This window comes from Priestia sp. SB1, from assembly GCF_038898415.1.
The window spans coordinates 171,770-197,508 of record NZ_JBBJSS010000006.1 but is presented as its reverse complement, the minus strand read 5'-3'; the positions used below and the strand labels follow the sequence as shown (position 1 = coordinate 197,508).

Below are 25,739 nucleotides of genomic sequence, written 5' to 3'. Positions count from 1 at the left end.
CACCGCTACTCTACACTGAAAGTAAAGGTGGAGGAGAGAAAATGAGCAGACAAAAAGCTTCTTATAAGTGGATGATTTTATTTATTGCCACCCTTTCTCAGACGTGTGCAACGTTTGTCACGTACGGCGCGGGACCATTGGCAGCGCTTTGGCAAAGACTATATGATTTATCGCAGTTTCAAACAGGACTGCTCGTATCAGCTGTTCAAATTGGTCCGATTTTTTCCATGCTGTTCTTTGGAAACTGGATGGATCGATATGGAGAAAGGTGGCTTGTAGGAGGAGGATCTATTTTGCTGGGGATAAGCATGCTTTTTGCCTATAGCGTTGATCATTATTTGTATCTAACAGGCGTACTTCTCGCAGCAGGCGTGTGGTATGGAACAGCACAGCCAGGAGGAAGCAAAGCCGTGGTGAAGTGGTTTCCATCTCGTCATAGAGGGCTTGCCATGGGAATTCGGCAAACGGGAATTCCGATTGGAGGCGCTATTGCTTCCGCGGCATTACCGCTAGTGTTTTATCAATACGGGTGGCATGGGGCTGTTCTCATACAGGCTGCGGCAGCTATCGGGGGAGGTCTTCTTTTTTTAGTATTCTATCGAGAATACCCATCATCGCCAGAAAAAAAAGAAACATTTACGCTTCGTCAAAAAATTATGCGTATTTCTCAAGATAAAACGCTCTATCCCTTATTCTTTGTAGGTGTTTCAATGATTTCTCTTCAAATGATCATTGTGGCGCACTTTATAAGCTATTTAACGAAAGCCATAAAGATGGATTTTGCTTCAGCGGGCATGGTGCTGAGCGTCACACTGTTAGGGGGAATGATTGGGAGAATTGCTTTAGCCTGGCTAAGCGATCATGTGTATAACGGAAATCGAAGAACACCTTTGCAAGCGACGGTTTGGGTGACTGTAGGACTAATCATAGCTATTTCTTATATTGGATTTACTTTGCCTTTTTGGCTACTAACTATTTTTTGTTTTAGCCTCGGCTTTTTTGCAATTGGCTGGTTTAGTTTGTTTATCGTGTTAATAGCAGAAAAAGCCGATGATCGTTTTATTGGTTTAACGGTAAGCATTGCGTTAACGCTCAATCAATTTGCCATTGTGCTTGCACCGATTTGGTTTGGGCTCCTTGTGGATTGGCTCCGGAGCTACGCGTTGGCTTTTAGTACGGCTGCATGCATCATTGCTTGTGGAGGAATATGGTTAAAAAAAGAGCGAGTTCACTCATTTTTAAATAAAAACGTCACTAAATGAAAAGTGATGTAGGGCCATTTATTTAAGAATAGAGAAGACCTCTTACTCTCTAAAACGTTTCAAAGTCATGCTCCCGGGTACACACAACATTAATGAGGAGGAGATAGTATGGAAGCAAAAGCAAAGAATGTTGTGGGGGTATATGAAACGGAACAAGAAGCAATTCATGCTGTAGAGAATTTAAAAAAAGAAGGATACGCATCAGAAGAAATATCTATCATCGGTAAACATAAAAAGACCAAAAAAGTTCAGAAAGAAACGAATACAAAAGCAGAAGGGGCAGCAACTGGAGCGCTTACCGGAGGTACGTTAGGGAGCTTGACCGGAATATTAGCAGGTGCCGGAGCTCTTGCAATCCCGGGAATAGGCCCAATTGTAGCGGCTGGTCCGATTGTAGCTACATTAACAGGTGCAGCAGCTGGTGCGAGTGTAGGAGGTCTGTCTGGTATTTTAGTCGGTATGGGAATTCCAAAACAGCAGGCCGAGCACTATAATGAGTCAGTCAAAGAAGGCAGCCTGCTTGTTTTAGTAGACAAAGAAGACTCAGATCATGATGGAAACCCGAAAGCGCCTTTAACCGGAATGGTTTTATAGAACTTATTATGTATAGGAGAAAGCTGTCGCAGTGCGGCAGCTTTTTTTTATGCGCTGGTTTTATTTAAAAGAACTACATGCACAATAATATTCCATAATAGTTAAAAATATCAAAGTATTTGAGGGTAACCTGAAAGATAATATGCCTTAAATTATAATGTAATATTATTGTAACAATAATTTATTTATTGTTTTATTTTGGAATTTGAGTTTCGATAAAAGCTTTAACAACGGGATTTACGCGCAAAATACATCCATAAATTAACTGTAAACTATTATACGAAGTAGAATAATTTTCTAATTATTTTTCATGAATTAATTTTTAGCAAATTATTCATGTTTGAAAGAGGGCTAAAAAGTATATTTCAAAAGTATGTTTACTAAAAAAAGTTAAGCAGGTTGTTTAGTAGCATCATTCATTTAGTTAAATCTCGAAAGGAGCTGCTAAAAAATGAGTATTCAAAAAAGTACAGACAGTTCAAGTTTAGCAGAAGTGATTGATCGAATTCTAGACAAAGGAATTGTCATCGATGCTTTTGCTCGAGTATCACTCGTAGGAATTGAAATTTTAACAATTGAAGCACGAGTCGTTATTGCAAGTGTCGATACGTGGCTTCGCTACGCAGAAGCGGTCGGGTTATTAACCGACAAAGTAGAGGAAGAAGGGCTGCCTGGCCGAACAGAGGAGCGAGGAGCAGGGCTTAGTTTTTAAGTCTTTTAATCGTAAGAAAATTCATTAAATAAATAATAATAAGAGAAAAGAGGATGAAACATGTCAACAACTGATAAGAATGTACAAAGTGAAAAACAAGAAAATCAGCAGCAGGAAGAAAAAACGCAAAACTCTTTGAATCTTGCCATTTTAGGAGGCGTAGTAGGAGCGGGAATTGGACTTCTTTCAAGTCCGCAAACGAGTAAAAAAGTACTCAGTCGCTTAGGACAATCAGAAATTGTACGTGCGACAGGACAAGAGTTAAGAAGAAACGCACAGGATATTTTAACGCAGCAAGCGATGGGAGCGTTAAGACAGACGGCTACAGGCTATCTTGAAAAAGACAATTTAAGCAAGCTGCTGGCACCTAAAAAGAAAAAAGAAGAAACATCAAATGAACAGGGAGATTCGCAGGAAGAAGTCAGCGCAAGCGCAGAAATGGAAACGTCTCAGTATGAAGAGCTAAAAGAAGAAAATAAAAATATGAACGATCAGCTGCAGCGCATTGAAGAGATGCTAAACAAACTCATGGACGCGAAGAAGTAAGATATCCGTCCTGAAGGGGAATTTCATGGATAAAAAAGATGTGGAGAAAGCAGCCTTAAAAGCAGGAAAAAAAATAGTGGAGCACACGCCTGAACCTGTTAAGGAAAAAGTAGAAGAAAAGGTTAAAGAAAAAGTGAAAGAAAAGTTTGTCGAAAAAACCGAAGGGAAACTGCAGGAAAAAGCGGATGAAGCGTCAGAAAAACTGCAGGAAACGAAAGAAAAAAATGCCCAAAAGGTACACGGCAAAGGAGAAGACGCAAAAGAAAAGCTTCAAGACGTCTTATTATCAGTAAAAGATAAGCTTAGCGATGTGAAAGAAGCTGGAGAAGACTTTCAAGAAAAAGTTTCTTCTTCAGACGATAAAGATAAGTCAAAAAACAAGCGGAAAATAAAAGGCGTAAATCAGATTAAAAAAGCAACGGATATTAAAAGCTCTACTAAGATTAAAAGTTCCAATGATATTAAATCATCTACAGATTTAAAAACAATGGGATCATAAGCGAAAGGAGAAATGGGATATGTCTATTCAAAAAAGTACTAATAGTTCAAGTTTAGCAGAAGTAATTGACCGTATTTTAGATAAAGGAATTGTTATTGATGCGTTTGCAAGAGTGTCTGTTGTAGGAATTGAAATTTTAACAATTGAAGCACGAGTGGTTATTGCCAGTGTTGATACATGGTTACGCTATGCAGAGGCAGTGGGGCTTCTTCGTGACGACGTAGAAGAAAACGGCCTTCCTGAACGTTCAAATTCAAGTGAAGGGCAGCCGCGTTTTAGTATTTAATATGAAGTGGTATGGAACCTTCCTTTTTGAGGGTGGTTCCAGCTTTTAGATCTAACTATTGGAGGCTACTAAAGATGGAAATTAAAAAAATTATGCAAGCCGTGAACGACTTTTTTGCTGAAAACGTAGCTCCTCCTCATAAAATTACCTCGGTGGAAGTTACTGAAGATGAAGGCTGGAGAGTTATTGTTGAAGTCATTGAAGAACGAGAATATATGAAAAAGTACGCCAAAGATGAAATGCTTGGAACATACGAGTGCTTTTTAAATAAAGAAAAAGAAGTCATTTCATTCAAACGACTCGACGTCAGATATAGAAGCGCCATTGGCATTGAAGCATAAACGATAAGATGGCAGGAGGAACGTAAAAATGACCGTCTTAACAGACAAAAGGAAAAAAGGCAGTGGAGCTTTTATACAAGATGACGAGACAAAAGAGATTCTTTCAAGAGCGCTGAGCTATTTGAAATCCGGCTATTCCATTCATTTTACAGGTCCTGCCGGCGGAGGCAAAACCTCTTTAGCGCGAGCGCTTGCTAAAAAGAGAAAGCGTCCTGTGATGCTGATGCACGGGAATCACGAGCTCAACAATAAAGATTTAATTGGCGATTTTACGGGATACACGAGCAAAAAAGTAATCGACCAGTATGTTCGTTCTGTTTATAAAAAAGATGAACAAGTGAGTGAAAACTGGCAGGATGGCCGATTGCTTGAAGCTGTAAAAAATGGCTATACGCTGATTTACGACGAATTTACTCGGTCTAAGCCTGCAACGAATAATATCTTTCTATCAATATTGGAAGAAGGCGTGCTTCCGCTGTATGGAGTGAAAATGACCGATCCTTTTGTACGCGTGCATCCCGATTTCCGCGTCATCTTCACAAGCAACCCAGCTGAGTATGCTGGCGTATATGATACGCAAGATGCGCTTCTTGACAGGTTAATTACTATGTTTATTGATTATAAAGACATCGACAGAGAGACAGCGATTTTAACGGAGAAAACGGATGTAGAAGAAGACGAAGCGCGCACAATTGTAACGCTCGTAGCAAATGTGAGAAACCGCTCTGGAGACGAAAACAGCAGCGGGCTTAGCCTGCGGGCTTCGCTTATGATCGCTACCCTTGCTACGCAGCAAGACATTGCTATCGATGGAGATGATGAAGATTTTCAAACGTTATGTATGGATATTCTGCATCATCCGCTTACCAAATGTTTAGATGAGAAAAATGCAAAAAGCAAAGCCGAAAAAATCATTTTAGAAGAGTGTAAGAATATAGACACTGAAGAAAAGTAAAGGAGCTTGAAAACATGAGTGAAACAAACGAAACGGGCATTTATATTTTTAGCGCCATTCAAACGGATAAAGACGAAGATTTTGGATCGGTAGAAGTAGAAGGAACAAAAGCTGAAACGTTTTTGATTCGCTACAAAGACGCGGCGATGGTAGCAGCTGAAGTGCCGATGAAAATTTATCATCCTAATCGCCAAAATCTATTAATGCATCAACACGCAGTAGCAGCGATTATGGACAAAAATGATACGGTTATTCCAATCAGCTTTGGGAATGTATTCAAATCAAAAGAAGACGTAAAAGTTCTTTTAGAAAACCTTTATCCGCAGTTTGAAAAGCTGTTTCCAGCGATCAAAGGAAAAATTGAAGTTGGTTTAAAAGTAATTGGAAAAAAAGAATGGCTCGAGAAAAAAGTAAACGAAAATCCTGAACTTGAAAAAGTATCAGCATCCGTAAAAGGAAAATCAGAAGCAGCCGGTTATTATGAGCGTATTCAGCTTGGAGGAATGGCTCAAAAGATGTTTACTTCCCTGCAAAAAGAAGTCAAGACAGATGTGTTCTCTCCGCTTGAAGAAGCAGCGGAAGCAGCAAAAGCAAATGAGCCAACGGGCGAAACAATGCTTTTAAACGCTTCTTTCTTAATTAACCGAGAAGATGAAGCGACGTTTGATGAAAAAGTGAATGAAGCGCATGAAAACTGGAAAGACAAAGCCGATTTTCATTACAGCGGTCCTTGGCCTGCTTATAATTTTGTGAACATTCGCCTAAAAGTAGAAGAGAAATAACGTGCTTCACAAATTAGTAACCGCACCTATTAACCTTGTAGTGAAAATCGGCGAAAAAGTACAGGAAGAAGCTGATAAACAGCTATATGACCTTCCGACGATTCAGCAAAAACTCATTCAGCTTCAAATGATGTTTGAGCTTGGTGAAATTCCGGAAGAAGCGTTTCAAGAAAAAGAAGATGAATTGTTAATGAGGTACGAAATCGCGAAACGCAGAGAAATTGAACAATGGGAAGAACTTACAAAAAAAAGAAATGAGGAATCCTAGATGGGAGAATTACTGTATTTATACGGTTTAATTCCAACAAAAGAAGCAGCAGCCAGAGAGCCGTTTCCATCTTATAAAGGGTTTGACGGAGAACATTCACTGTACCTAATAACGATTGATCAGGTGACGGCTGTCGTTTCTAAGCTGGATGCTGACGCCTATTCAGAAGAAGTGATTAAAGAAAAAATGGAGCAGGATATGAGCTGGCTGCAGGAAAAAGCATTTCATCATCACGAAACGGTAGCCGCTTTGTACGAAGAATTTACGATCATTCCATTAAAATTTTGCACCATTTATAAAAGTAAAGAAAGTCTGCAGGCAGCTATTGAGCTTAACAAAGAAAAGCTAGAGAATTCACTGACGCTGCTTCAAGGAAATGAAGAGTGGAACGTGAAGATTTACTGTGATGATACAGAGCTTAAAAAAGGAATCAGCGAGACGAATGAAAGCGTGAAAGCAAAAAAAGAAGAAATTAGTGAATTGTCACCAGGAAGACAGTTTTTTGAAAAGAAAAAAATAGATCAGCTGATTGAAAGAGAATTAGAGCTTCACAAAAACAAAGTGTGTGAAGAGATACATGACAAGCTAAAAGAACTGTCGCTTTATGACTCTGTTAAAAAGAATTGGAGCAAGGACGTAACGGGCGCGGCTGAACAAATGGCGTGGAACAGCGTGTTTCTTCTCCCGTCTCTCCAGATCACTAAGTTTGTAAACGAAATAGAAGAGCTTCAGCAAAAGCTTGAAAATAAAGGCTGGAAATTTGAAGTGACGGGACCATGGCCGCCCTATCATTTCTCGAGCTTTGCGTAAAGTGAGGAATTAACATTATGTCTCTTAAACAATCCATGGAGAATAAAGATATTGCTCTTATTGATATTTTAGATGTCATTTTAGATAAAGGAGTCGCCATTAAAGGAGACTTAATCATTTCCATAGCCGGCGTCGATTTAGTGTATTTGGATTTGCGGGTACTAATTTCTTCGGTTGAAACGTTGGTGCAAGCAAAAGAAGGAAATCGCAAACCCATCACTTCTGAACAATTTGATAAACAAAAGGAGGATTTACTGGATGCAACCGGTCAGCCAAGCAAATGGACGAATCCACTTGGATCCTGATAAAGCTGAACAAGGCTTAGCGCAGCTTGTGATGACAGTTATTGAACTATTGAGGCAAATCGTTGAACGTCATGCCATGAGGCGGGTGGAGGGTGGAACGTTGACGGACGAACAAATTGAAAACTTAGGAATTGCACTAATGAACTTAGAAGAAAAAATGGACGAGTTGAAAGAGGTGTTCGGTCTGGACGCAGAAGATTTAAATATTGATCTTGGACCGCTAGGCAGCCTGCTTTAAGCGGTCAGTGGGAGGAACAGTATGGCAGTCGAACATAATATGCAGTCAAGTACGATTGTAGATGTGCTCGAAAAGATTTTGGATAAAGGAGTCGTCATAGCGGGGGACATCACCGTAGGAATTGCAGATGTCGAGCTATTAACGATAAAGATCCGCTTGATTGTGGCTTCGGTTGATAAAGCAAAAGAAATCGGCATGGACTGGTGGGAAAATGATCCCTATCTCAGTTCAAAAGGAGCCAATAGTAAAGCGCTCGAAGAAGAAAATAAAATGCTGCATGAGCGGTTAAAAACGCTTGAAGAAAAAATAGAAACAGAACGTTAAAAACTGTACGCTACTTAAAAAATGGAGGGATTTACAATGGCAACTGAAACAAAATTAGATAACACACAGGCAGAAAACAAGGAAAACAAAAATACGGAAAACGGTTCAAAAGAAAAGAACGATTCAAAAGCAAGCAAAACAACAAGCAGCGGGCCAATCAAACGAGCGGTAGCAGGAGGTATCATCGGTGCAACGATTGGATATGTATCGACTCCTGAAAATCGAAAAAGTCTCCTTGACCGCATTGATACAGACGAATTAAAAAGCAAAGCATCTGATTTAGGAACAAAGGTAAAAGAAAAATCAAAAAGCAGCGTGGCCAGCCTGAAAACATCTGCGGGAAGCTTGTTTAAAAAAGATAAAGATAAATCAAAAGATGATGAAGAAAACGTAAATTCTTCTAGTAGCGAAACAGAAGACGATAACGTTCAAGAGTACGATGAGTTAAAAGAAGAAAATCAAACGCTTCAAGACCGTTTATCACAGCTTGAAGAAAAAATGAACATGCTTGTTGAGCTTAGCCTCAATAAAAATCAAGACGAAGAAGCGGAAGATACAGATTCCGACGAAGAAGAGAACGATGAGAACGAGGAAAACGAGCAGGACGATGAAAACGAAGAAGAAACATCTAAGCCTCGTAAAAAGAACAAAAAAGAAGAGGAGCAAGAAGAGGAAGAAGAAAGTGAAAGTGACGAAGACAGCGAGGAAGAAGAGGAAGATTCTCGTTCAAACAAAAAAAATAAAAAAGTAAAAACAGAAGAAGAAGACGAAGAAGAGGAAAGTGAAGAAGAAAAAAAGGAAGCGAAACCAAAAAAGTCAACAGCTAAAAAATCAAAAAATACAAAAGCAAAGAAAAACACGGATGAAGAAGATGATGACGCAACATCTCTTTCTAGTGAAGACGATACAACAGCCTAAGACGTAAAGGAGGAAAGAAATACATGAGTACAGGCCCTTCTTTTTCAACTAAAGACAATACGCTTGAATACTTTGTGAAAGCTTCTAATAAACACGGCTTTTCACTTGATATTTCATTAAATGTAAACGGCGCTGTGATTTCCGGTACCATGATTTCAGCAAAAGAATACTTTGATTACTTAAGCGAAACGTTTGAAGAAGGCAGTGAAGTGGCTCAGGCGCTAAGCGAACAATTCTCTTTAGCAAGCGAAGCGAGCGAATCAAACGGAGAAGCAGAAGCCCATTTTATTCATTTGAAAAATACAAAGATCTACTGTGGAGACAGTAAGTCTACTCCTTCAAAAGGAAAGATCTTTTGGAGAGGAAAAATAGCAGAAGTAGACGGATTCTTCTTAGGGAAGATTTCTGATGCAAAATCAACGAGTAAAAAGAGTTCATAAAAAACGGCGGGGTGAGTGCCCCGCCGTTTTTTAGTGATGTGATGAGATATGCAGCTTCTTTTTTCGATACATGAGCGGAGTCATCTTCATTTCTTTTCGAAACTGATTAATAAAATAGCTTGTACTATTAAATCCTACTTGATAGGCGACGTCCGTCACATTTGCTTCTGCTTGCTGCAGCATAACTAAGCTTTGCTGAATTCGATAGTTTAATACATAGGTCAAAGGCGATCTTTTTAACATTTTCTTGAAATATCGACAGCATTCAGAACGGCTTAATTGTCCCGCTTTGGCAATATCATCAAGCGTAATCTTTTCAGCAAAGTGCAAATGAATCCAATTCAGCATTTGCTTCATCCGCTGATTTTTGATCATTTCTTTTTCGTTGTATTTTAGCTGCAGCCCGTTAAGAATTACATTTTTCCAAAGTATGCTGAGTTCAGAGGCAATCTCTATTTCATAGTGGAGCGGCTGCTTATGGATCCATGTGTATATCTTATGTATAGAATCTAACACGTTATTCCCCCACGCTTGCTTTGGACTGATGAATAAATGTGATAGATTCGTTGCATGAATGTAGGGATAAACGTAATTTGTAAAAAGCTCTTGCGGCACAAGAAAATGAGGAGAAACATTTAAGCAAATGTACACGCAGCCAGATTTGTGTATGTCTTCAGCCATATGAAGACATTCGCTGTTAATAAACAGTCCGTAGCCTTGTTTTACAGTCACTGTTTTTTCATTTATTTGAAAAGACGCATTACCTTTTATAACCAATACAAATTGAAGCTCATCATGCCAGTGAAGAGGGATGTAGCCGTTTATGTGATCACTGATTGTTATTTGATAACATGCCACTGGCAGCTCAACAGTGCGATGGGTCGTTAGCTCTTTTAAGTTTTCATCAATTTTAAAATGCGCTGCTGGCATACATGGCCACCTCAATATATTTATATTTTTTAATGCAATATGCGTATTTTCTGCCCCGTTTTTCATTTATTATAACACTATTCTTATAATAAAAGTGAGGGATGAAAGATGAACGATCTCAGCAGAAAAAAAGGGTTCTTTTTTGTAACAACGGGAGCTATATGTTGGGGGATGGGAGGAACGGTTGCTCAAAAGCTTTTTCAAGAATTTGAAATCAATGTAGACTGGCTTGTTTCAGTACGGCTGCTCACTGCGGGTTTTTTGCTGCTAATGATTTCATGTATAAAAAGGAATCATTCTCACGTACTTGGAGTATGGAAGAACCGAAAGTCAGCTTTTCAGCTCGTCGTTTTTGCCATAGCTGGTATGCTCGCCGTTCAGTATACGTATATGGCTTCTATTAAGCATGGAAATGCAGCAGTAGCTACGCTGCTACAGTATTTATCACCGGTGATGATTATCATTTATTTGCTTTTGCGCAAGCAGTCTATATTTACGCGACAAGACGTCATCACTGTTCTGCTGGCACTGGGGGGCTGCTTTTTTTTATTAACAAACGGCTCTATTTCTCAGCTGTCTGTTCCTGTATCTGCCGTTGTTTGGGGAGTGCTGTCAGGCGTAGCAGCTGCTTTTTATACGCTGTATGCAGTTCCGCTGATCAAAAAGTACAGTTCGCTTGTCATCGTTGGCTGGTCAATGGTAATTGGGGGAAGCGTAATGAGCTTTATTCATCCTCCTTGGGAAGCGTCAAGCTTATCACCAATAACCTGGGGATATATTTTATTTGTCATTATTTTTGGCACGATGCTTGCTTTTTGGTTTTATGTAGAAAGTCTGCAAAGTCTTTCACCTAAAGAAACGAGTTTGCTTGGAAGTTTAGAACCTTTAGCCGCTGTTATCACAACCGTTGTTTGGCTGAAAGAGCCTTTTGGTTTTTATCAATGGATGGGCACAGCTTGTATTATTGGATTAGTTCTATTACTCACACGAACGAAACAAGTATCTTCTGAGACGACACTTTCAGCATAAATGGGGGCTTGCTAAAAGAAGAAGCAAACCAATGTCACTTTGCCGCCGAATCTGTAGAAACTCGTTTAACTTTTAAAATCTTTACATATTGAATAAACACTCTTTCTTTTGTAGAGACATTTAATTTAGCAAGTCTTGATGCGTCATCTCGGTTTTTAGCAGATTCTATCACAAAAGTTCCTTTGATTTTGGCTTCATCTTTTAGAACGGAATACTGTATTTCAAATCGTTTTGCTTTCGTTTTCTGCATAGTGATTGATAAGCTCCTTTGCCTGATAGATTAATGTGTTGGTATGAAATAAGCTTCGATAAAAAGGAAGAAAAGAACGTAACATATACTACTAAATGAAATGCAAAGCGGCAGTGATTTTTATCACACCACAACCTAGTATTTCATCTTTTTACCAAAAAAGATAGGGTGTTTTATCGTCGCTGCTTATAAAATCTTTTATTCTTTCTGCTTGACCTAGAGTTAACTCTATGGTTTATCTTGTAGTAGTATCATTTCAAGGAGGGGCTTTATATGAAGTATCATACAATTGCTAATACTGACTTACACGTATCAAATTTAATTATGGGAAATATGCGTTTAACAGAGCTTTCTTTACCGGAAGCAGAGAAGCTAATCCGCACAGCGATGGAAGAAGAAATTAACTTTTTTGATCATGCTGATATTTACGGTCCTGATTATGTAGGACAATGCGAAGAATATTTTGCAAACGCTATACAAATGAACCCAAGTCTTCGTGAAAAAATGGTGATTCAAAGCAAATGCGGCATTAACGCAGCGGAAAATTACTATGACTTTTCAAAGAAGCATATCATAGACTCTGTTAACGGCAGCTTAGAGCGTTTAAAAACAGATTACTTAGATCTTTTATTACTGCATCGTCCAGATCCACTAATGGACCCTGAAGAAGTAGCAGAAGCATTTAATGAACTTCAAAGCAGCGGAAAGGTACGTCACTTTGGTGTGTCGAACCACAACCCAGCGCAAATTCAGCTGCTTGAAAAATACATCAACCAAAAACTTGTCGTAAACCAAGTGCAGTTCAGCATCGCACATACGCCAATCATAGACTCTGGTATTTCGTTAAATATGGGTATCGACCAAGCTGTGAACCGTGACAGCAGCGTGCTTGAATATTGCCGTTTAAATGATATCACGCTTCAAGCATGGTCACCATTCCAAAACGGATTTTTTGAAGGACCTTTCTTAGGTGATAAAGAGAAATTTGGAAAGCTAAACGAAGTGATTGATCGCATCGCAAATAAATATAGCGTGACAAACACAGCGATTGCCGTTGCGTGGATTACAACGCATCCTGCAAACATCCAAGTAGTGCTTGGTACGACAAATATTCAACGTATGAAAGATGCAAGTAAAGGTTCAGAAATCAAGTTAACGCGCCAAGAGTGGTACGATATTTATAAAGCCGCTGGCAACATGGTACCTTAAGCGCTGCAGTTCTTAAAATAAAGCAGGTAACTCCGTTCGGATATGGAACGGAGTTACCTGCGTTTTACGATAAGTAACTACTGGTTAAGCTAGAAAAAGATTTAGCAGAAGCTCAATTATTTTTGTGACGCCAAGACCTAACAAAAAGGCAATAAAACCACCAATTACAATGGTAAGCATCATGTGAGCAGTATTCATCGTATTCATCCTTTCTGATTTGAATGTATGTTGCTGCTTGTACAAAAAGTCTGCAGCATAAAGTGCGCAATGAAGAAGACTATAAAAGAATAAATCCTCGAGATAACTAGAGGTCAAGACAAACTCATCATGTTTTTCTGAGAAGTTTAAGGTATAGGAGGAAGCAGTATGACGTATACCATTTCACAAGTGGCAAAAAAATTGAACGTGACAATTTATACCATTCGCTATTATGATAAAGAAGGGCTTTTTCCATTTTTAGATCGTACAGCGTCAGGGAATCGTATTTTTAAAGAACAAGATATTGAATGGATTGATTTAATTTGCTGTTTAAAAAGCACGGGTATGCAAATCAAGGACATTCGGACGCTTATTGAAAACTGTACGCTTGAGAATGCCGTGCTTGATAAAAGTCTTCAAATGCTGATGGATCATAAAAAAGCAGTGCTAAAAGAAATTGAAGAAATTCATCACAAGCTTGAGACGATTGATTATAAAATCAAGCACCTGCCGGAAATGTACGAGCGAATTGTTAATAAGCCTTCAAACTAAACAAAAAAGGAAGCGTAAAAATGATCGAAAAAGTAGTACCTTTCACTGCAGAGAATATGCAGCAGTGCATTGACTTGTATCTAGATGTATTTACAAAAAAGCCTTGGGGTGAACCATGGACGGAAAAATCAGCTGAAGAAAGGCTGACTGATTTACTGAACACGCCTAAATTTATCGGCTATTTATTTTATGACAAAGGAAATTTAATTGGCATGATTGCAGGTCACGCGAAAAAATCATACAGCGGTATGACCTTTTACGTGGCCGAGCTTTGCGTCAGCGCAAGCGTGCAGGGAAAAGGATACGGTTCAGCTATCTTAAGCCGGTTTGAGAACGAACTTCAAAGACACGATATCGACAGCTTGTATCTCTTGACGGCGACTGGAGGAGCTGCACAGGCTTTTTATGAAAGAAACGGCTATACTGTAAATAATCAGCGGGTCGTCTTGAAAAAATCGTTTGTATAATTTTGTACATAAAGCGGGAAGAGAGCTGCAGAGTGGCTCTCTTTTTAATTAATCTTTTTATCTATTAATATGTAGAAGAAAGGGAAGTATGAACAAGGAAAATAAGGTAATGAAAAGGCGTAAACAAGGAACGGTAAATTAAAAAGCATGTTGTTTTTTCTCAGTGGTGAGTCTCATTATGAGCACACTTAAAAACAGTGCCCATTATGTGGACACTGCTTTTTCATAATAAAGTGGAAAGCTAGCTTTTGGTAAAAAATTAGTGAAAATGAAGCTGTTCATCATTATTTCTAATGATTAGCAACCGCCAAATCCTCCCCAGCAAGCACAGCCGATGATGATTAATAAAATGAATAATACGATGATCAAAGCAAAGCCACTGCCAAATCCGCAGCCGCCACCGCCGTAACCGTAACCGCCATAACCACAGCCACCATAGAAGCCCATATAGTTCACCTCCAAGTTCTGAGTACATTTTTAACATATGCCTGAAATGCAAAAGTGCTCCAAAAATATCCAACGATTTCAATGAAAATAAAAAAAGATAAGAAAATAAGATGGACACGGTACTTTTTTTCACTTTCTGCATAGGATGAATCATCCCAAGATCTCATATATGAGCCCCCATGTTATAACGAAGCAGGCTAATACCACTTCCTCCTTAGCCTGCGTACATAATAATGAAGGAGAAGCCGAAGAATTTTTTCTTCGGCTTTTTGTTTTTTACGATGAAATAAACACGTTAGTACGTTCCTTATACCATTCTAAGTCAGGGTCCGCTTCTTTTTGTATGTATTAGGTACTAAAGAGAAATCAAGCTCATTTTCATATAAACCTAGTCATTTGCTTTTTTTCGTAATTCTTTTCCCTTATTTTCAGCATAACCGAGATATTTGCCCAAGACAGCGAATAGGTAAATGCATATTCTTGGATGAAAGCAAAAAACAAAAAAACGGAGGTTTCTCTCATGAATTCAGAAATGCATTTTTTACCTACTATGTATTCTCAAGATCATCATCAACTTCAACACGCAGATGAAAGGTTTATTGGCAGACCGTTTGGCTTTGGCAGACCGTTTGGTTTCGGACGCCCGTTTGGCTATGGTTTTGGCAGACCATTTGGCTATGGTTTTGGAGGTCCATTTTTAGGAGGATTAGCAGGAGGGCTAGTAGCAGGTTCACTGTTATCACCATATGGCTATGGCGGTTACGGCTACGGTGGTTATCCTTACGGTGGCTATGGCGGTTACGGTTATGGCTTCGGCGGCTGCTGTTAAACGTAAATAAAAGAAGAATCCTAAAAGAAGTATTTTTCACCTCATTCTTTTCTATAAAGAAATCTGTTTTGGAGCGTAAGGCTTTATGTCCATCCACAGTTAATCAGAGCGTGCATCCCACTTAATGTAAAAAACCATCTGGTGATTTTCCAGGTGGTTTTTGCGTGGAGTTTTTTATGTAGGAAAGAAGTTATATATTTACGCACTTACTGGAGGTCTATGTCTAAAGCAGAAGATTACGACATGATGTTTATCAATACCTTTCCTGCTGCATGCAAAAATTAGCTGATATTGGGCATAATAGAGAGAGGAAAGGAGGCGTTTGCATGGATTTATTATCTGGGAAACCTTATTGGCAGACAACAGTAGCGAAGCCGCCTGTATACCCGTCTCTAGAGGAAGATATTGAGTGCGATGTTCTCATTATCGGAGGAGGAAGTTCAGGTGCACAGTGTGCTTACTATTTATGTGAGCAGGGGCTTGATGTTGTGGTTGTTGATAAACGTAAAGCAGGGCATGGAAGTACAATTGTAAATACCTCTCTTATTCAATATTTAGGAGATAAATTGTTTTACGAATTAGTCAACACGTTTGGAGAAGAAAGAACAGTCCGTCATTATAAGTTGTGCGAACAGGCCATTACAGATATTGAGGAAGCAGCTAAAAAGCTTCCGATTAATGCACAATTTATAAGAAGAGACAGCTTGTATTACGCAAGTTATGAAGAAGATATCCCGAAGATAAATAAAGACTATTTTTATATGCAAAAGCATGGATTTGAAGCTGAAATCTTATCAGAAGAACAAATTGAAAAAGACTATGGATTTAAAAAACGAATGGCAATGCTTATTAAAAATGATGCAGAGCTGAACCCTTACAGTTTTACACTTGGTCTGTTGGAGTATGGAAAACAGCATGGGATTCGGGTGTTTGAAGAAACGGAAATTGTCGGTCAAAAGTTAGAAAAAGATGAAGCGGTGTTTTTTACCAAAAATAAATCACAAATCAAAGCTAAATATGTCATTATGGCAGGAGGCTATGAAAATCAAGAATTTAAGAGAGAGAAAAAAGCTGTACTCACAAGTTCCTATGCTATCGTTACGAATCCTGTAAAAGATTTTACAGGATGGAAAAACCGAAATTTAATTTGGGAAACCGCTCGACCGTATATTTACATGAGAACCACTTCCGATAACCGAGTCATTATAGGAGGTCTTGATGAAAACACGATTGTGCCGCAAGAACGTGATGCCAAACTCATTCATAAAAGAGACAAACTTTTAAAAGAGTTCAATAAGCTTTTTCCTCATATTCAAGTCGAGGCTGATTATTACATAAGCGCTTATTACGGAGGCACTCATGACGGCCTTCCCCTTATCGGAATATATGAAGAAATGCCTAACTGTTACTTTCTAAGCGGATATGGGGATAACGGAACGGTGTATAATATGGTGCTAGCTAAAATCATAGCAGAACATATTACAACGAAGAAAAGCAGTGATTTAGAACTTTACATTCAAACAAGAAAAGTTTAATATGTGAGAAAATGGAAGGTTTTTAAAAAAGCCTTCTTTTTTTACATACATACATTTCTTGAAGTAGAGGAGAGACATAGTATGATAGATGGTCACGCTATTTATTTACGCCCGTTAACTGTCAGCGATGCGCAGAACAGCTTTCGGCTGCAAAATGACAATCGCGGCTTTTTTGAACAGTTTTCTATGATTCGAGAGGATTCTTTTTATACGTTAGAGAGCCAAGTAGAACAAATTAAGCGTCATGAAGAGAACAGAAAAAACGATCAAGAATACTATTTTGGTCTTTTTCAAAAAGAGAATAATAAATTAATTGGCACCATTAGTCTTTTTCAAGTGATGCGGGGATCTTTACAAAGCGCAATTATCGGCTATTTTTTAGATCACCATCATAATGGGAAAGGGTACGCAACAGAAGCCGTAAAAGCACTTGTTGACTATGCGTTTGAAGAGCTGCATCTTCACCGCATTGAAGCCGGCGTCATGCCACGTAATGTGCCTTCTCAGCGCGTACTCGAAAAAGCAGGATTTCATAGAGAAGGAATCGCTAGAAAAAATGTAAATATTAATGGCATATGGGAAGACCATCAAGTCCTGGCTATCCTTAACCCTAATGATGAAATAGAAGAAATAACGAGTTCTTAAAATTTTGATATACGTTTTTACATTTAAAATTTATAATGAGAATAAGAGAATAGAACAGTCTATATTTAAATAGTAGGTGACTAAGGTAATGGAAGAGAGGAACATCAATGAAAAAGCCGTTTGGGATGTATTGCAGATGGCTAGCGAAGTAGTCGGAAGCAGGACGCTGTTTGTAGGGATTTTCGACGAACAATTTTCAGTTATGAAAGCCTTTAATAAAGAAGGGGGAAGCCTTGTAGAGGATGGACTGATGCTGCCGCTAGAGCTTGCGGTATGCAACTTAGTCACGTGTGATGAACCCCTTGTTATTCCCAATACAAAACGCGATGTTAGAACGTCTAATTTAGCCATCATTGATGGTGCCCGGGTAGGTTCTTATTTAGGAACACCTATTGTGCTAGAAGACGGGAGAATGTTTGGTACCTTATGTGCGGTCGATCCGGATCCTTATCAGTTTAGCGAAAGTGAAATTCAAGGGTTAAACCGTCTGGCTGGTATTTTGTCTCATATTATTTATAAAAATCAAGCGGCTGTTTTGCCGAAAATTGAAGAGAAAATTCTGCAGCTTGATAAGCTGGCACTCGTAGGACAGCTAGCAGCAGGGTTAGCGCATGAGATTCGAAACCCGATGCAGTCGGTGCGCGGCTTTATTCAATTTTTATTTAATGAAAATGAACAGGCAGAACCTTTTCAAAAAATTGTTCTTGATGAACTGGATCGTATGAATGAACTCATTAACAACTTCTTGCTTGTCACGCAGCCAACAGCGCCTAAAAAAGAAATCGTATCGATTGTAGAAGTTATTCATGATACCGTTGCTTTCTTGAAAAGTGAAGCTGCGCTGTATAATGTCGAAATGAACGTAAGAATAGAAGGAGCCATTCCGCTTGTATCAATCGATCCTGCTCAAATGAGACAAGTGTTTATGAATCTTTTGAAAAACGCTATTGAAGCAATGGAGAAAAAGAAACGCGGGGAAGTAAATCTTATTATCAAAGAATGGGAAGGTTGGGCTCTTATTGACATTCAAGATACCGGCTCTGGGATTCCGCTATCTATTATTAATAAAGTAGGAAATCCATTTTTCTCAACAAAAGATGGAACAGGCATGGGGTTAGGGCTTTCTATTTGTAAAACGATCATCAATGAGCATAACGGTAAGCTTGCAATTGAAAGTGATGAGAATGGGACAGTAGTGACGGTTAAGCTGCCTTTGACGCTTTAAGATAAAACAAAAAAGAAAGGAGAGCAAGCACTCATCCTTTCTTTTTTGCTGACCTTTTTAATATGCTGAACTGTCTTCAATCCAGTATTCATAGTCTTCCGCATCTTTTTTATTTAACTTTTTGCCGTTGATGTAAATTTTGTCCCACTCGTAAATTTGTTTATCCAAATAAACGTTAAACACAATGCGCACATGCTCTTTTTCTGTATAATCGTAGCCGGTAAATTGTACAACGTGATGACGGCCTTCTTGCTTGATGTAGCTCCATTTTGGATGGTCAGTATACGTTTCAAGCGTGGGTGCTTCATCGCCGTAGCGAACTACATCTTTAATATTCGTTTTTGTTGGTAAATATGATAATCCCGCTCCGACTCCAAACGTAATCACAAGCGCTAAGATACTTAAACCAATAGCAATTCCGATATGAGTGCCGCCTTTTATTTGCAAATAAGCTTCTTTCCGCTGCTCTGGCTGAGCTTCGGCTCGAGCTAACACGTTTTTAACGTGCTTATAATACCAGCGGTTGGCACATAGCCCTGTAATAAGTGAAGCACCGCCGAACACAATTGCATCGGACCACTCTGGTATGTCTACAAAGCACAAAAGGGAAAACCAAACTACTTCAATAAGCGTTAAAATAAAAAAGTGCTTATACATTTTTCGGTATGCAAACCAAGCGCTTGTTAGAAAAAAGGCTGCCCAGTTCCACGTGTTGCTTTTAGCTGGATTGGCTGTTTTTCCCCATTTTAAATCATAATAAGACGTATTTGTTCGAACTACTTTATGCTCTTCTTCAAAAGACAGGAGTTCATTTACTGCTTGTTCTTCCATTTAAAACACCTTTCATTGGTTATAATCTATCATCTAAAATGACTCTATTATTATACATTATTTCTAGTATTTTTCTATTCTTCCTTAAATTATTTTTAAAGTAAGAATATTTGCGCTGTGTATTTTTTAATGGGAACTTTCATAAAAAAGAAGAATATGGTAGATTTGAAGAAAAAGGAGCTGCCCCAACGTGAATCGTTTAAAGAAAGCCCTGCATCAATCGTGGTCAATTCATTCAAGCACGAAGTGGACGGCTGACAATCCTGCCAAAGGACAGTGCGGAGTGACCGCGCTTGTCGTTCAAGATATCAAAGGAGGAGATATTTTAAAAACTCCGTGTAAAGAAGGCTGGCATTTCTATAATCAGCTCAACGAACGGCGCTATGATTTTACACAAGAACAATTTCGTGAGCCTCTCCATTACGCAGATATTTTATCCAGTCGGGAAGAAGCGTTTATGGATACGAATGAGGAGCAATATGAGGCTTTAAAGAAAAAAGTAATGACCCATTTTGTACATAAAAATTTGCGTTAGAAAGGAACACAGGAATGAAAACTATTCAGTATTCCATTGTTGATGTATTTGCACAGAGAAAATATACGGGAAATCAGCTCGCCGTTTTTAAAGACGCCGGAAGACTTTCAGACAAAGAGATGCAGCAAATGGCTAAAGAAATTAATTTCTCTGAAACGACGTTTATTACGTCGGCTTCTGTAAAAGGAGAATATGATGTACGGATTTTTACGCCTACTGAAGAAGTGCCATTTGCAGGCCATCCGACGCTCGGTACCGCTTATGTTATTCGAGAAGAACTAGAAGAAAAAGATACAGAGGAGCTTACTCTTCATTATAAAGCAGGTCCTACGCCTGTTACATACGATGAACAAAAAGATGTACTGTGGATGACACAAGGTCAGCCGACGTTTGGGAAAGTGTTAGATAAAAAGCAGGTGGCGGACGTGTTAAACCTTGATGAAACTTATATCGATATGCGTTTTCCCGTTCAAGAAGTATCCACGGGTCTGCCGGTCATTCTTGTCCCTTTAACATCATTAGAAGCTGCTAAAGAGATAAATGTAGACAAAGAAAAATATTTCAAGCTGATAGAAAACACGGAAGCAAAAGCAATTATGGTCTTTTCGCCGGAAACCTATCACCAAGATCATCACGTAAATGTGCGAGATTTTGCTGATTATTACGGCGTTCCAGAAGATGCGGCAACCGGCAGCGCCAACGGCTGTTTAGCAGCATATTTAGTTAAATACGGTTATTTTAATCAGCAAGCTATTGACATATGTGTAGAACAAGGATACGAAATAGGAAGACCTTCACTGCTGTATGTAAAAGCTAGTTATGATGGAGAGGCTTTTCACATTAAAGTAGGCGGAAAAGTAGAGATGATTGCGCGCGGTGAATGGATTTTGTAACAAGCTGTTCATCTGCTGTTCACAATAAGTCCTTATTCTAATAAAAACGCAATAGGACCACGGCGTTTGGTTACACTAGTAAACAGATAGATACTGAAAGAACAAATGATGGCGGCCAAAAGGCCGCCATTTTAAATGGTTCATAAAAGGAGTGGCAGAAAAAATGATTCACATTTTACTGGCGGATGACGATGAGCATATGCGGCAGCTGGTTCGCCACTATTTGCAGCTTGAAGGTTATATGGTGCATGAAGCAAAAGACGGGGAAGAAGCTTCGGGTCTGCTTGCTAAGCAGCACATTCATTTAGCGGTTGTCGATATTATGATGCCTCATAAAGACGGATATCAAGTTTGCGAAGAAATACGCAGCTATTATGATTTTCCGATTATTTTATTAACAGCAAAAGACCAGCTCGAAGACAAAGAAAAAGGCTTTTTAGCAGGAACGGATGACTATGTTACAAAGCCGTTTGAACCAAAAGAATTGATTTTCCGAATCAAAGCACTGCTTCGCCGGTACGAAGTGGTAAATGAAAAAATGATCGTGCTGAACAACACCTCTATCGACCGAAAAAGCTATGAAGTGCACTGCAGCGGGCGACTGTTCATTCTTCCAATGAAAGAATTTGAATTATTAGCTCAGCTTGCGAGCTATCCAGGAAGAATTTTCACAAGAGAAGAATTAATTCATCTGATATGGGGAGCGGATTTTAACGGAGATAACCGCACAATCGATGTACACGTAAAAAGGCTGCGCGAAAGGTTTGGACATACCGATGATTTTGTCATTACGACGGTTCGAGGCGTCGGCTATAAGCTTGAGGTGACGGCAAAATGAAGACGCTCTATTTGCGGATTGTCCTGACAACCATTGCTGTGATGGTATTTAGCAGTCTCCTCGCGTTTATTGTGGCGAACGTTTATTATCAGTACAGCTTAAAACCTTATAACGATCAAAAGCTTACGCGTATGGCAAAAGACATTGCGAGCTTTTACGAAAGCAATAGAGGCGTAGATCAACAGTCTTATTTACAGCATATTAGTAAACTTGGCTATCAAATATATGTAGTGGACAGCACTGGACATGAGACGTTTTACGGACGAGAGTTTAGAAACCAGCACTTAGAAAAGAGTGCTGTCAAACAAGTGTTAGAAGGCAAAATGTATCACGGAATTGCAAACTTTCCTTCACAGGTGTTTGTGACGGGGTTTTTTGATAATGTGTTAGCTAATACCATCGGCGTGCCGTTAAAAGGAGAGGGTAACAAGCAGCAAGCGCTGTTTATTCGCCCTGATATTCAGCTGCAGTTCGGGGAAATGCGCATTTTTTTCTCGGTCATTTTACTGCTGATGATTGTATTAAGTATTTTGTTTGTACTTATTAGCACGCGTTATTTAGTAAAACCAATCGTCAAGCTAACGGAAGCAACAAAGCAAGTGGCGAAAGGAAAATACAACGTTGAGCTGTACGTAAAGCGCCGAGACGAAATCGGCGCGCTTGCTTCACATTTTTCCGAAATGGCTAAAAGTTTAGAGCAGCTTGAAGAGATGCGCCAGGAATTTGTATCGAACGTGTCACATGAAATTCAGTCTCCGCTGGCGTCCATTCAAGGGTTTTCGAAAACGCTCCGTTCTGCTGACCTTTCAGATGAACAAAGAAATGAGTATCTGTCTATTATTGAAGAAGAAAGCCGGCGCATGTCGTCCCTCAGCAAACAGCTGCTTACGCTTGCTTCACTTGATAAAGAAAATGAGCATATCGAAAAAAGCATGTTTGACGTTGCAACTCAAATCAAGCAAGTGCTGTTTATGACGGAGTGGAGCTGGCGTGAAAAAGAATTAGCCATTGAAATGGATCTTCCTTCAACGATGATTTCAGGCGATCAAAAACTGCTTCATCAAGTGTGGACAAATTTGATTACTAACAGCGTAAAGTTCACGGAAGAAGGAGGAACGCTGTCTCTTCGCGTTGGTATGGAAGATACGTATTGCCACGTGGAGTTTCAAGATACGGGAATCGGCATGTCAAAAGAAAGCCTACCGCATATTTTTAATCGTTTTTATAAAGAAGACAAAGCAAGAAGCCGGACGGAAGGAAGCAGCGGTCTTGGTTTAGCGATTGTGAAGCAAATCGTCGACATGCACGGAGGTTCCATTCACGTTGAAAGCGAAAAAGGAAAAGGCAGCACTTTTCACGTCTATCTTCCGAAAATGTAATGAGCCGTTCATCTTCCATTCATTTTCTGTTTTTATACTTTAAATAGAATGAAAAAAGGAGATGAAAGAAAGATGTTTTTGGCTTTACGTGAATTAAAACATGCGAAGCTGCGCTACTTACTCATTGGCGTGATTATGGTGTTAATTGTATGGCTTGTACTTTTTGTATCGGGCTTAGCAAAGGGGCTTTCCTCTGACAATGCTTCAGCTGTTCAAGAAATGAAAGGAAATTACGTTGTACTTCAAAAAGAAGCGGATCAGCGCCTGACGCGCTCTGTTTTATCCATAAACAAAACAGAAGATATTCAACAACTAAGTGGAAAGAAAAAAGCTGAGCCGCTTGGTGTGATGATGACAGCCGTTATAAATGATGGAAAAGCGAAAAAAATAGACGCCTCGTTTTTTGCCATAAGCACAAGCGGCTTTTTAGCTCCGAACGTAACAGAAGGGAAGATGATTACGGACGATGCGAAACATGAAGCCGTGGCGGACTCTTCGCTAAAAGAAGAAGGAGTAAAGCTAGGTGATACGATAAAAGATACGGCTTCAGGAAAAAGCTTTAGAATTGTTGGTTTTACAAAAAATCAGTCGTTTAGTCACGCGCCTGTTATTCATATTAATCTTAAAGAGTGGAAAACAATTGAAAACACAGGTGCGTTTAATGCAGTGGTGTTAAACATGAACGATAAAAAAGCACATGCTCTTCAAAAAAAGGAGTCTGACATTGACGTGATTAGTAAAGATGAAGCGTTAAAAGGAATTCCAGGTTATCAAGAAGAACAAGGCTCGCTTTTAATGATGGTCGCATTTTTGTTTATCATTGGCGCTTTTGTGCTAGCCGTTTTCTTCTACGTGATGACGCTTCAAAAAATGAATCAGTTTGGCGTGTTAAAAGCGATAGGAGCAAAAACAAGCTATTTAGCGCGAACGATTTTATCTCAAGTGGTTGTCTTAACTTTATGCAGTCTTGCTATTAGTATTGGATTGACGTACGGAGTAGCAGCCGTATTGCCGGATTCGATGCCGTTTCACTTAGACGTATCGCTAATCGCAGGGTGTTCAGCGCTGTTTGTAGCTGTTTCTGTACTGAGTTCATTATTATCGCTGTATCGCGTAGCAAAAGTAGATGCGGTTGAAGCGATTGGGAGGGCTGTTTAATGAGTGAAGAAAAATTAGTTTTAGAGAGTGTTAGCAAGTCGTTTGGAGACGGAGAAAACGCTGTAGATGTGTTAAATGATCTATCGCTGCGTGTAAAAGCGGGAGAGCTTGTGGCGATTGTCGGTCCTTCTGGTTCTGGGAAAAGTACCTTTTTATCCATTGCTGGCGCGCTGCTTTCACCGTCTAGTGGACGCGTGATTATTGACGGAGACGAGATTAATAACATGTCTTCAGCGCAAATGAACAGCATTCGTCTTAAAAAAATTGGCTTTATCTTTCAATCAGCTAATTTAATCCCGTATTTAACGGTTCGCGATCAGCTGCTTCTTGTCACGGAACTAGAAGGAAACCGAAACAAAGAAGCAAAAAAAAGAGCGGATGATTTGCTTGAAAAGCTCGGGCTTGCCCATCGAAAACATCACTATCCTGAAAGTCTATCCGGCGGAGAGCGCCAGCGGGTAGCGATTGCAAGAGCGTGGATGAATAACCCTGAAATTATCTTCGCAGACGAGCCGACGGCAAGCTTGGATTCAGAGCGAGGAAGAGCGGTCGTTCAAATGCTTGCAGATGAAGTGAAGCTAAGGGGAAAAGCGGCTGTAATGGTTACCCATGACCAAAGAATGTTGGATTTATGTGACCGCGTTGTGTGGATGGAAGATGGGAAATTAGTGGAATCAAATAACGTGCAAGTTTAAAAAAGAGGCTGGGACAAAAGTATGTTAGACGAAGTGAAAAACGAACTATTCATCAACATGTTTGATGAGCGGTTCGTTTTTTTGTGATAGTGCCTATCGTTTTATCTGTTTTGTTCCTTCTAGCAGTTGATTGGAGGGAAAGACGAAGACTCCTGCGGGAAAAGCGGAACAGATGAGACCCCACAGGAGCGTGAGCGACGAGGAGGCTCAGCGGCCGCCCGCGGAAAGCGAAGTCTTGCACGGAAATCAACGGCGGTGTCTCAAGCAGTTCAGCTCATAAGACAATGCTATTTAGGAAAGAAGAAAATAAGACACAGGAAATGAAAAAGCCATGAAGAAATAATAAAAAGGTGATGAAATAATGAGAACATGGAAGACAGCCGCGTTTGGACTTGTCATGGCAAGCTTTTCCGGGTGTTCAAGCAGTGGAGTTCTTGAAGAATCTCCGCCAAAAGCGTATCTTGAAGCAAGCAACCATCTTTATGACACAAAAGTTGGCACTTACTGCTGGAAAAACACGTGTGTGGATAAAGCAGGTCCTTTGGAATTATTAAAAAACGAAAAGCCTATTAAAGTAAAAGCAAATGAATCGCTATCGCTTGTTATCGAGTATAAACGGCAGCCCAACGAAAAGCATATGGCACAAATACAAAACAACCATGAAATGGAAATACCACTGAAGAAAAATAAGCTGAAAGCACCTTCTGAAGCAGGCACGTACTACTACTCATATTCAGTATGGTGGATGGATGAAAGTCAAAAAAATGTATCTAATGGAGATGCATCGTACGCGTTTGTATTGGAAGTGAAATAA

Annotated in this window: 36 protein-coding genes; 32 read left to right on the top strand and 4 right to left on the bottom strand. The window is 39.5% G+C overall.

The window, feature by feature from the left end; all coding sequences use genetic code 11:
• The first annotated feature begins 41 nt into the window (after positions 1 to 41).
• The 16 genes from WKH56_RS22785 to gvpU all read left to right on the top strand — a co-directional run bounded on the left by WKH56_RS22785 (position 42) and on the right by gvpU (position 9,280).
• Positions 42 to 1,262 carry an MFS transporter gene (locus WKH56_RS22785; protein WP_048019583.1) on the top strand — a complete coding sequence of 407 codons (1,221 nt, stop codon included), beginning with the start codon at positions 42 to 44 and terminating at the stop codon, positions 1,260 to 1,262.
• Between the two features lie 108 nt (positions 1,263 to 1,370).
• The gene (locus WKH56_RS22780; protein WP_048019584.1) at positions 1,371 to 1,856 is read left to right on the top strand and encodes a general stress protein; all 486 of its coding nucleotides are present in this window, start codon (positions 1,371 to 1,373) and stop codon (positions 1,854 to 1,856) included.
• 451 nt (positions 1,857 to 2,307) lie between these two features.
• On the top strand, positions 2,308 to 2,568 hold the full coding sequence (gvpA, locus tag WKH56_RS22775) for a gas vesicle structural protein GvpA (RefSeq protein ID WP_013058000.1): 261 nt from the start codon (positions 2,308 to 2,310) through the stop codon (positions 2,566 to 2,568).
• 60 nt (positions 2,569 to 2,628) lie between these two features.
• Entirely contained in the window at positions 2,629 to 3,114 is a 486-nt protein-coding gene (gene gvpT / locus WKH56_RS22770; protein ID WP_048019585.1) for a GvpT/GvpP family gas vesicle accessory protein, read from the top strand.
• Between the two features lie 25 nt (positions 3,115 to 3,139).
• Positions 3,140 to 3,613, top strand: a complete 474-nt coding sequence (gene gvpQ / locus WKH56_RS22765) for a gas vesicle protein GvpQ (protein ID WP_048019586.1) — start codon at positions 3,140 to 3,142, stop codon at positions 3,611 to 3,613.
• 19 nt (positions 3,614 to 3,632) lie between these two features.
• Positions 3,633 to 3,899 (top strand): gas vesicle structural protein GvpA, encoded by a 267-nt coding sequence (gene gvpA / locus WKH56_RS22760; RefSeq protein WP_013057997.1) that lies wholly within the window; start codon positions 3,633 to 3,635, stop codon positions 3,897 to 3,899.
• A gap of 74 nt (positions 3,900 to 3,973) precedes the next feature.
• Positions 3,974 to 4,240 (top strand): gas vesicle protein GvpO, encoded by a 267-nt coding sequence (gene gvpO / locus WKH56_RS22755; protein WP_033580317.1) that lies wholly within the window; start codon positions 3,974 to 3,976, stop codon positions 4,238 to 4,240.
• 28 nt (positions 4,241 to 4,268) lie between these two features.
• A complete protein-coding gene (gene gvpN / locus WKH56_RS22750; RefSeq protein ID WP_310883962.1) occupies positions 4,269 to 5,195 on the top strand; it encodes a gas vesicle protein GvpN in 927 nt (308 codons plus the stop codon).
• 14 nt (positions 5,196 to 5,209) lie between these two features.
• Entirely contained in the window at positions 5,210 to 5,977 is a 768-nt protein-coding gene (locus WKH56_RS22745; RefSeq protein WP_045294303.1) for a GvpL/GvpF family gas vesicle protein, read from the top strand.
• A 1-nt stretch (position 5,978) separates the two neighbouring features.
• On the top strand, positions 5,979 to 6,245 hold the full coding sequence (locus WKH56_RS22740; RefSeq protein WP_013084016.1) for a gas vesicle protein GvpG: 267 nt from the start codon (positions 5,979 to 5,981) through the stop codon (positions 6,243 to 6,245).
• Entirely contained in the window at positions 6,246 to 7,055 is an 810-nt protein-coding gene (locus tag WKH56_RS22735) for a GvpL/GvpF family gas vesicle protein (protein WP_063247392.1), read from the top strand.
• A 17-nt stretch (positions 7,056 to 7,072) separates the two neighbouring features.
• On the top strand, positions 7,073 to 7,360 hold the full coding sequence (locus WKH56_RS22730; protein WP_310883961.1) for a gas vesicle protein: 288 nt from the start codon (positions 7,073 to 7,075) through the stop codon (positions 7,358 to 7,360).
• On the top strand, positions 7,314 to 7,598 hold the full coding sequence (locus tag WKH56_RS22725) for a gas vesicle protein K (protein WP_028414529.1): 285 nt from the start codon (positions 7,314 to 7,316) through the stop codon (positions 7,596 to 7,598). Before WKH56_RS22730 ends, WKH56_RS22725 begins: the two co-directional genes overlap by 47 nt.
• A gap of 21 nt (positions 7,599 to 7,619) precedes the next feature.
• Positions 7,620 to 7,922 carry a gas vesicle protein gene (locus WKH56_RS22720; protein WP_028414528.1) on the top strand — a complete coding sequence of 101 codons (303 nt, stop codon included), beginning with the start codon at positions 7,620 to 7,622 and terminating at the stop codon, positions 7,920 to 7,922.
• A gap of 36 nt (positions 7,923 to 7,958) precedes the next feature.
• Complete coding sequence (gene gvpT / locus WKH56_RS22715) at positions 7,959 to 8,840, top strand: YtxH domain-containing protein (RefSeq protein ID WP_310883960.1); 882 nt, start codon at positions 7,959 to 7,961, stop codon at positions 8,838 to 8,840.
• Between the two features lie 23 nt (positions 8,841 to 8,863).
• On the top strand, positions 8,864 to 9,280 hold the full coding sequence (gvpU, locus tag WKH56_RS22710) for a gas vesicle accessory protein GvpU (RefSeq protein ID WP_013057987.1): 417 nt from the start codon (positions 8,864 to 8,866) through the stop codon (positions 9,278 to 9,280).
• 30 nt (positions 9,281 to 9,310) lie between these two features.
• On the opposite strand, the gene WKH56_RS22705 is transcribed toward gvpU, so the two are convergent.
• Complete coding sequence (locus WKH56_RS22705) at positions 9,311 to 10,210, bottom strand: AraC family transcriptional regulator (RefSeq protein WP_310883959.1); 900 nt, start codon at positions 10,208 to 10,210, stop codon at positions 9,311 to 9,313.
• Between the two features lie 108 nt (positions 10,211 to 10,318).
• Between WKH56_RS22705 and WKH56_RS22700 the strand changes: the two genes are divergently transcribed.
• On the top strand, positions 10,319 to 11,239 hold the full coding sequence (locus tag WKH56_RS22700) for a DMT family transporter (protein ID WP_310883958.1): 921 nt from the start codon (positions 10,319 to 10,321) through the stop codon (positions 11,237 to 11,239).
• Between the two features lie 34 nt (positions 11,240 to 11,273).
• Here WKH56_RS22700 and WKH56_RS22695 read toward each other — a convergent pair whose 3' ends face one another.
• Positions 11,274 to 11,489 carry a hypothetical protein gene (locus WKH56_RS22695; protein ID WP_013057984.1) on the bottom strand — a complete coding sequence of 72 codons (216 nt, stop codon included), beginning with the start codon at positions 11,487 to 11,489 and terminating at the stop codon, positions 11,274 to 11,276.
• A gap of 273 nt (positions 11,490 to 11,762) precedes the next feature.
• Here WKH56_RS22695 and WKH56_RS22690 point away from each other — a divergent pair, with 273 nt between their 5' ends.
• The 3 genes from WKH56_RS22690 to WKH56_RS22680 all read left to right on the top strand — a co-directional run bounded on the left by WKH56_RS22690 (position 11,763) and on the right by WKH56_RS22680 (position 13,915).
• On the top strand, positions 11,763 to 12,698 hold the full coding sequence (locus WKH56_RS22690; RefSeq protein WP_063247389.1) for an aldo/keto reductase: 936 nt from the start codon (positions 11,763 to 11,765) through the stop codon (positions 12,696 to 12,698).
• A 366-nt stretch (positions 12,699 to 13,064) separates the two neighbouring features.
• Positions 13,065 to 13,448 carry a MerR family transcriptional regulator gene (locus tag WKH56_RS22685; RefSeq protein ID WP_014459212.1) on the top strand — a complete coding sequence of 128 codons (384 nt, stop codon included), beginning with the start codon at positions 13,065 to 13,067 and terminating at the stop codon, positions 13,446 to 13,448.
• A gap of 20 nt (positions 13,449 to 13,468) precedes the next feature.
• Entirely contained in the window at positions 13,469 to 13,915 is a 447-nt protein-coding gene (locus tag WKH56_RS22680) for a GNAT family N-acetyltransferase (protein WP_310883957.1), read from the top strand.
• A 297-nt stretch (positions 13,916 to 14,212) separates the two neighbouring features.
• On the opposite strand, the gene yjcZ is transcribed toward WKH56_RS22680, so the two are convergent.
• The gene (gene yjcZ, locus WKH56_RS22675) at positions 14,213 to 14,362 is read right to left on the bottom strand and encodes a sporulation protein YjcZ (protein WP_014459214.1); all 150 of its coding nucleotides are present in this window, start codon (positions 14,360 to 14,362) and stop codon (positions 14,213 to 14,215) included.
• 520 nt (positions 14,363 to 14,882) lie between these two features.
• On the opposite strand from yjcZ, the gene WKH56_RS22670 reads away from it, so the two are divergent.
• The 4 genes from WKH56_RS22670 (at position 14,883) to WKH56_RS22655 (ending at position 18,596) form a co-directional block, all read left to right on the top strand.
• On the top strand, positions 14,883 to 15,191 hold the full coding sequence (locus WKH56_RS22670) for a hypothetical protein (RefSeq protein ID WP_080968612.1): 309 nt from the start codon (positions 14,883 to 14,885) through the stop codon (positions 15,189 to 15,191).
• A gap of 326 nt (positions 15,192 to 15,517) precedes the next feature.
• Positions 15,518 to 16,726, top strand: coding sequence for an NAD(P)/FAD-dependent oxidoreductase (locus WKH56_RS22665; protein WP_048019593.1), 1,209 nt, complete (start codon positions 15,518 to 15,520; stop codon positions 16,724 to 16,726).
• Between the two features lie 81 nt (positions 16,727 to 16,807).
• Positions 16,808 to 17,371, top strand: a complete 564-nt coding sequence (locus WKH56_RS22660; protein WP_048019594.1) for a GNAT family N-acetyltransferase — start codon at positions 16,808 to 16,810, stop codon at positions 17,369 to 17,371.
• Positions 17,372 to 17,459: 88 nt separating this feature from the next.
• Positions 17,460 to 18,596, top strand: a complete 1,137-nt coding sequence (locus tag WKH56_RS22655) for a sensor histidine kinase (RefSeq protein WP_063247385.1) — start codon at positions 17,460 to 17,462, stop codon at positions 18,594 to 18,596.
• A gap of 57 nt (positions 18,597 to 18,653) precedes the next feature.
• Here WKH56_RS22655 and WKH56_RS22650 read toward each other — a convergent pair whose 3' ends face one another.
• Positions 18,654 to 19,427 carry a DUF2628 domain-containing protein gene (locus tag WKH56_RS22650; protein ID WP_168761028.1) on the bottom strand — a complete coding sequence of 258 codons (774 nt, stop codon included), beginning with the start codon at positions 19,425 to 19,427 and terminating at the stop codon, positions 18,654 to 18,656.
• Between the two features lie 190 nt (positions 19,428 to 19,617).
• Here WKH56_RS22650 and WKH56_RS22645 point away from each other — a divergent pair, with 190 nt between their 5' ends.
• The 8 genes from WKH56_RS22645 (at position 19,618) to WKH56_RS22610 (ending at position 25,739) form a co-directional block, all read left to right on the top strand.
• Positions 19,618 to 19,962 carry a YunG family protein gene (locus WKH56_RS22645; protein WP_063247383.1) on the top strand — a complete coding sequence of 115 codons (345 nt, stop codon included), beginning with the start codon at positions 19,618 to 19,620 and terminating at the stop codon, positions 19,960 to 19,962.
• A 14-nt stretch (positions 19,963 to 19,976) separates the two neighbouring features.
• Complete coding sequence (locus WKH56_RS22640; RefSeq protein ID WP_063247382.1) at positions 19,977 to 20,855, top strand: PhzF family phenazine biosynthesis protein; 879 nt, start codon at positions 19,977 to 19,979, stop codon at positions 20,853 to 20,855.
• Positions 20,856 to 21,018: 163 nt separating this feature from the next.
• A complete protein-coding gene (locus WKH56_RS22635) occupies positions 21,019 to 21,693 on the top strand; it encodes a response regulator transcription factor (protein WP_048019598.1) in 675 nt (224 codons plus the stop codon).
• Positions 21,690 to 23,072, top strand: coding sequence for a sensor histidine kinase (locus tag WKH56_RS22630; protein WP_310883956.1), 1,383 nt, complete (start codon positions 21,690 to 21,692; stop codon positions 23,070 to 23,072). The genes WKH56_RS22635 and WKH56_RS22630 overlap by 4 nt, the downstream gene beginning before the upstream one ends.
• Before the next feature lie 72 nt (positions 23,073 to 23,144).
• A complete protein-coding gene (locus WKH56_RS22625; RefSeq protein WP_034265368.1) occupies positions 23,145 to 24,230 on the top strand; it encodes an ABC transporter permease in 1,086 nt (361 codons plus the stop codon).
• Positions 24,230 to 24,925: an ABC transporter ATP-binding protein gene (locus WKH56_RS22620; RefSeq protein WP_310883955.1), complete on the top strand. Its 696-nt coding sequence runs from the start codon at positions 24,230 to 24,232 to the stop codon at positions 24,923 to 24,925. The genes WKH56_RS22625 and WKH56_RS22620 overlap by 1 nt, the downstream gene beginning before the upstream one ends.
• A 126-nt stretch (positions 24,926 to 25,051) precedes the next feature.
• Positions 25,052 to 25,249 carry a hypothetical protein gene (locus WKH56_RS22615; protein ID WP_310883954.1) on the top strand — a complete coding sequence of 66 codons (198 nt, stop codon included), beginning with the start codon at positions 25,052 to 25,054 and terminating at the stop codon, positions 25,247 to 25,249.
• Positions 25,250 to 25,286: 37 nt separating this feature from the next.
• The gene (locus WKH56_RS22610) at positions 25,287 to 25,739 is read left to right on the top strand and encodes a hypothetical protein (RefSeq protein ID WP_205826987.1); all 453 of its coding nucleotides are present in this window, start codon (positions 25,287 to 25,289) and stop codon (positions 25,737 to 25,739) included.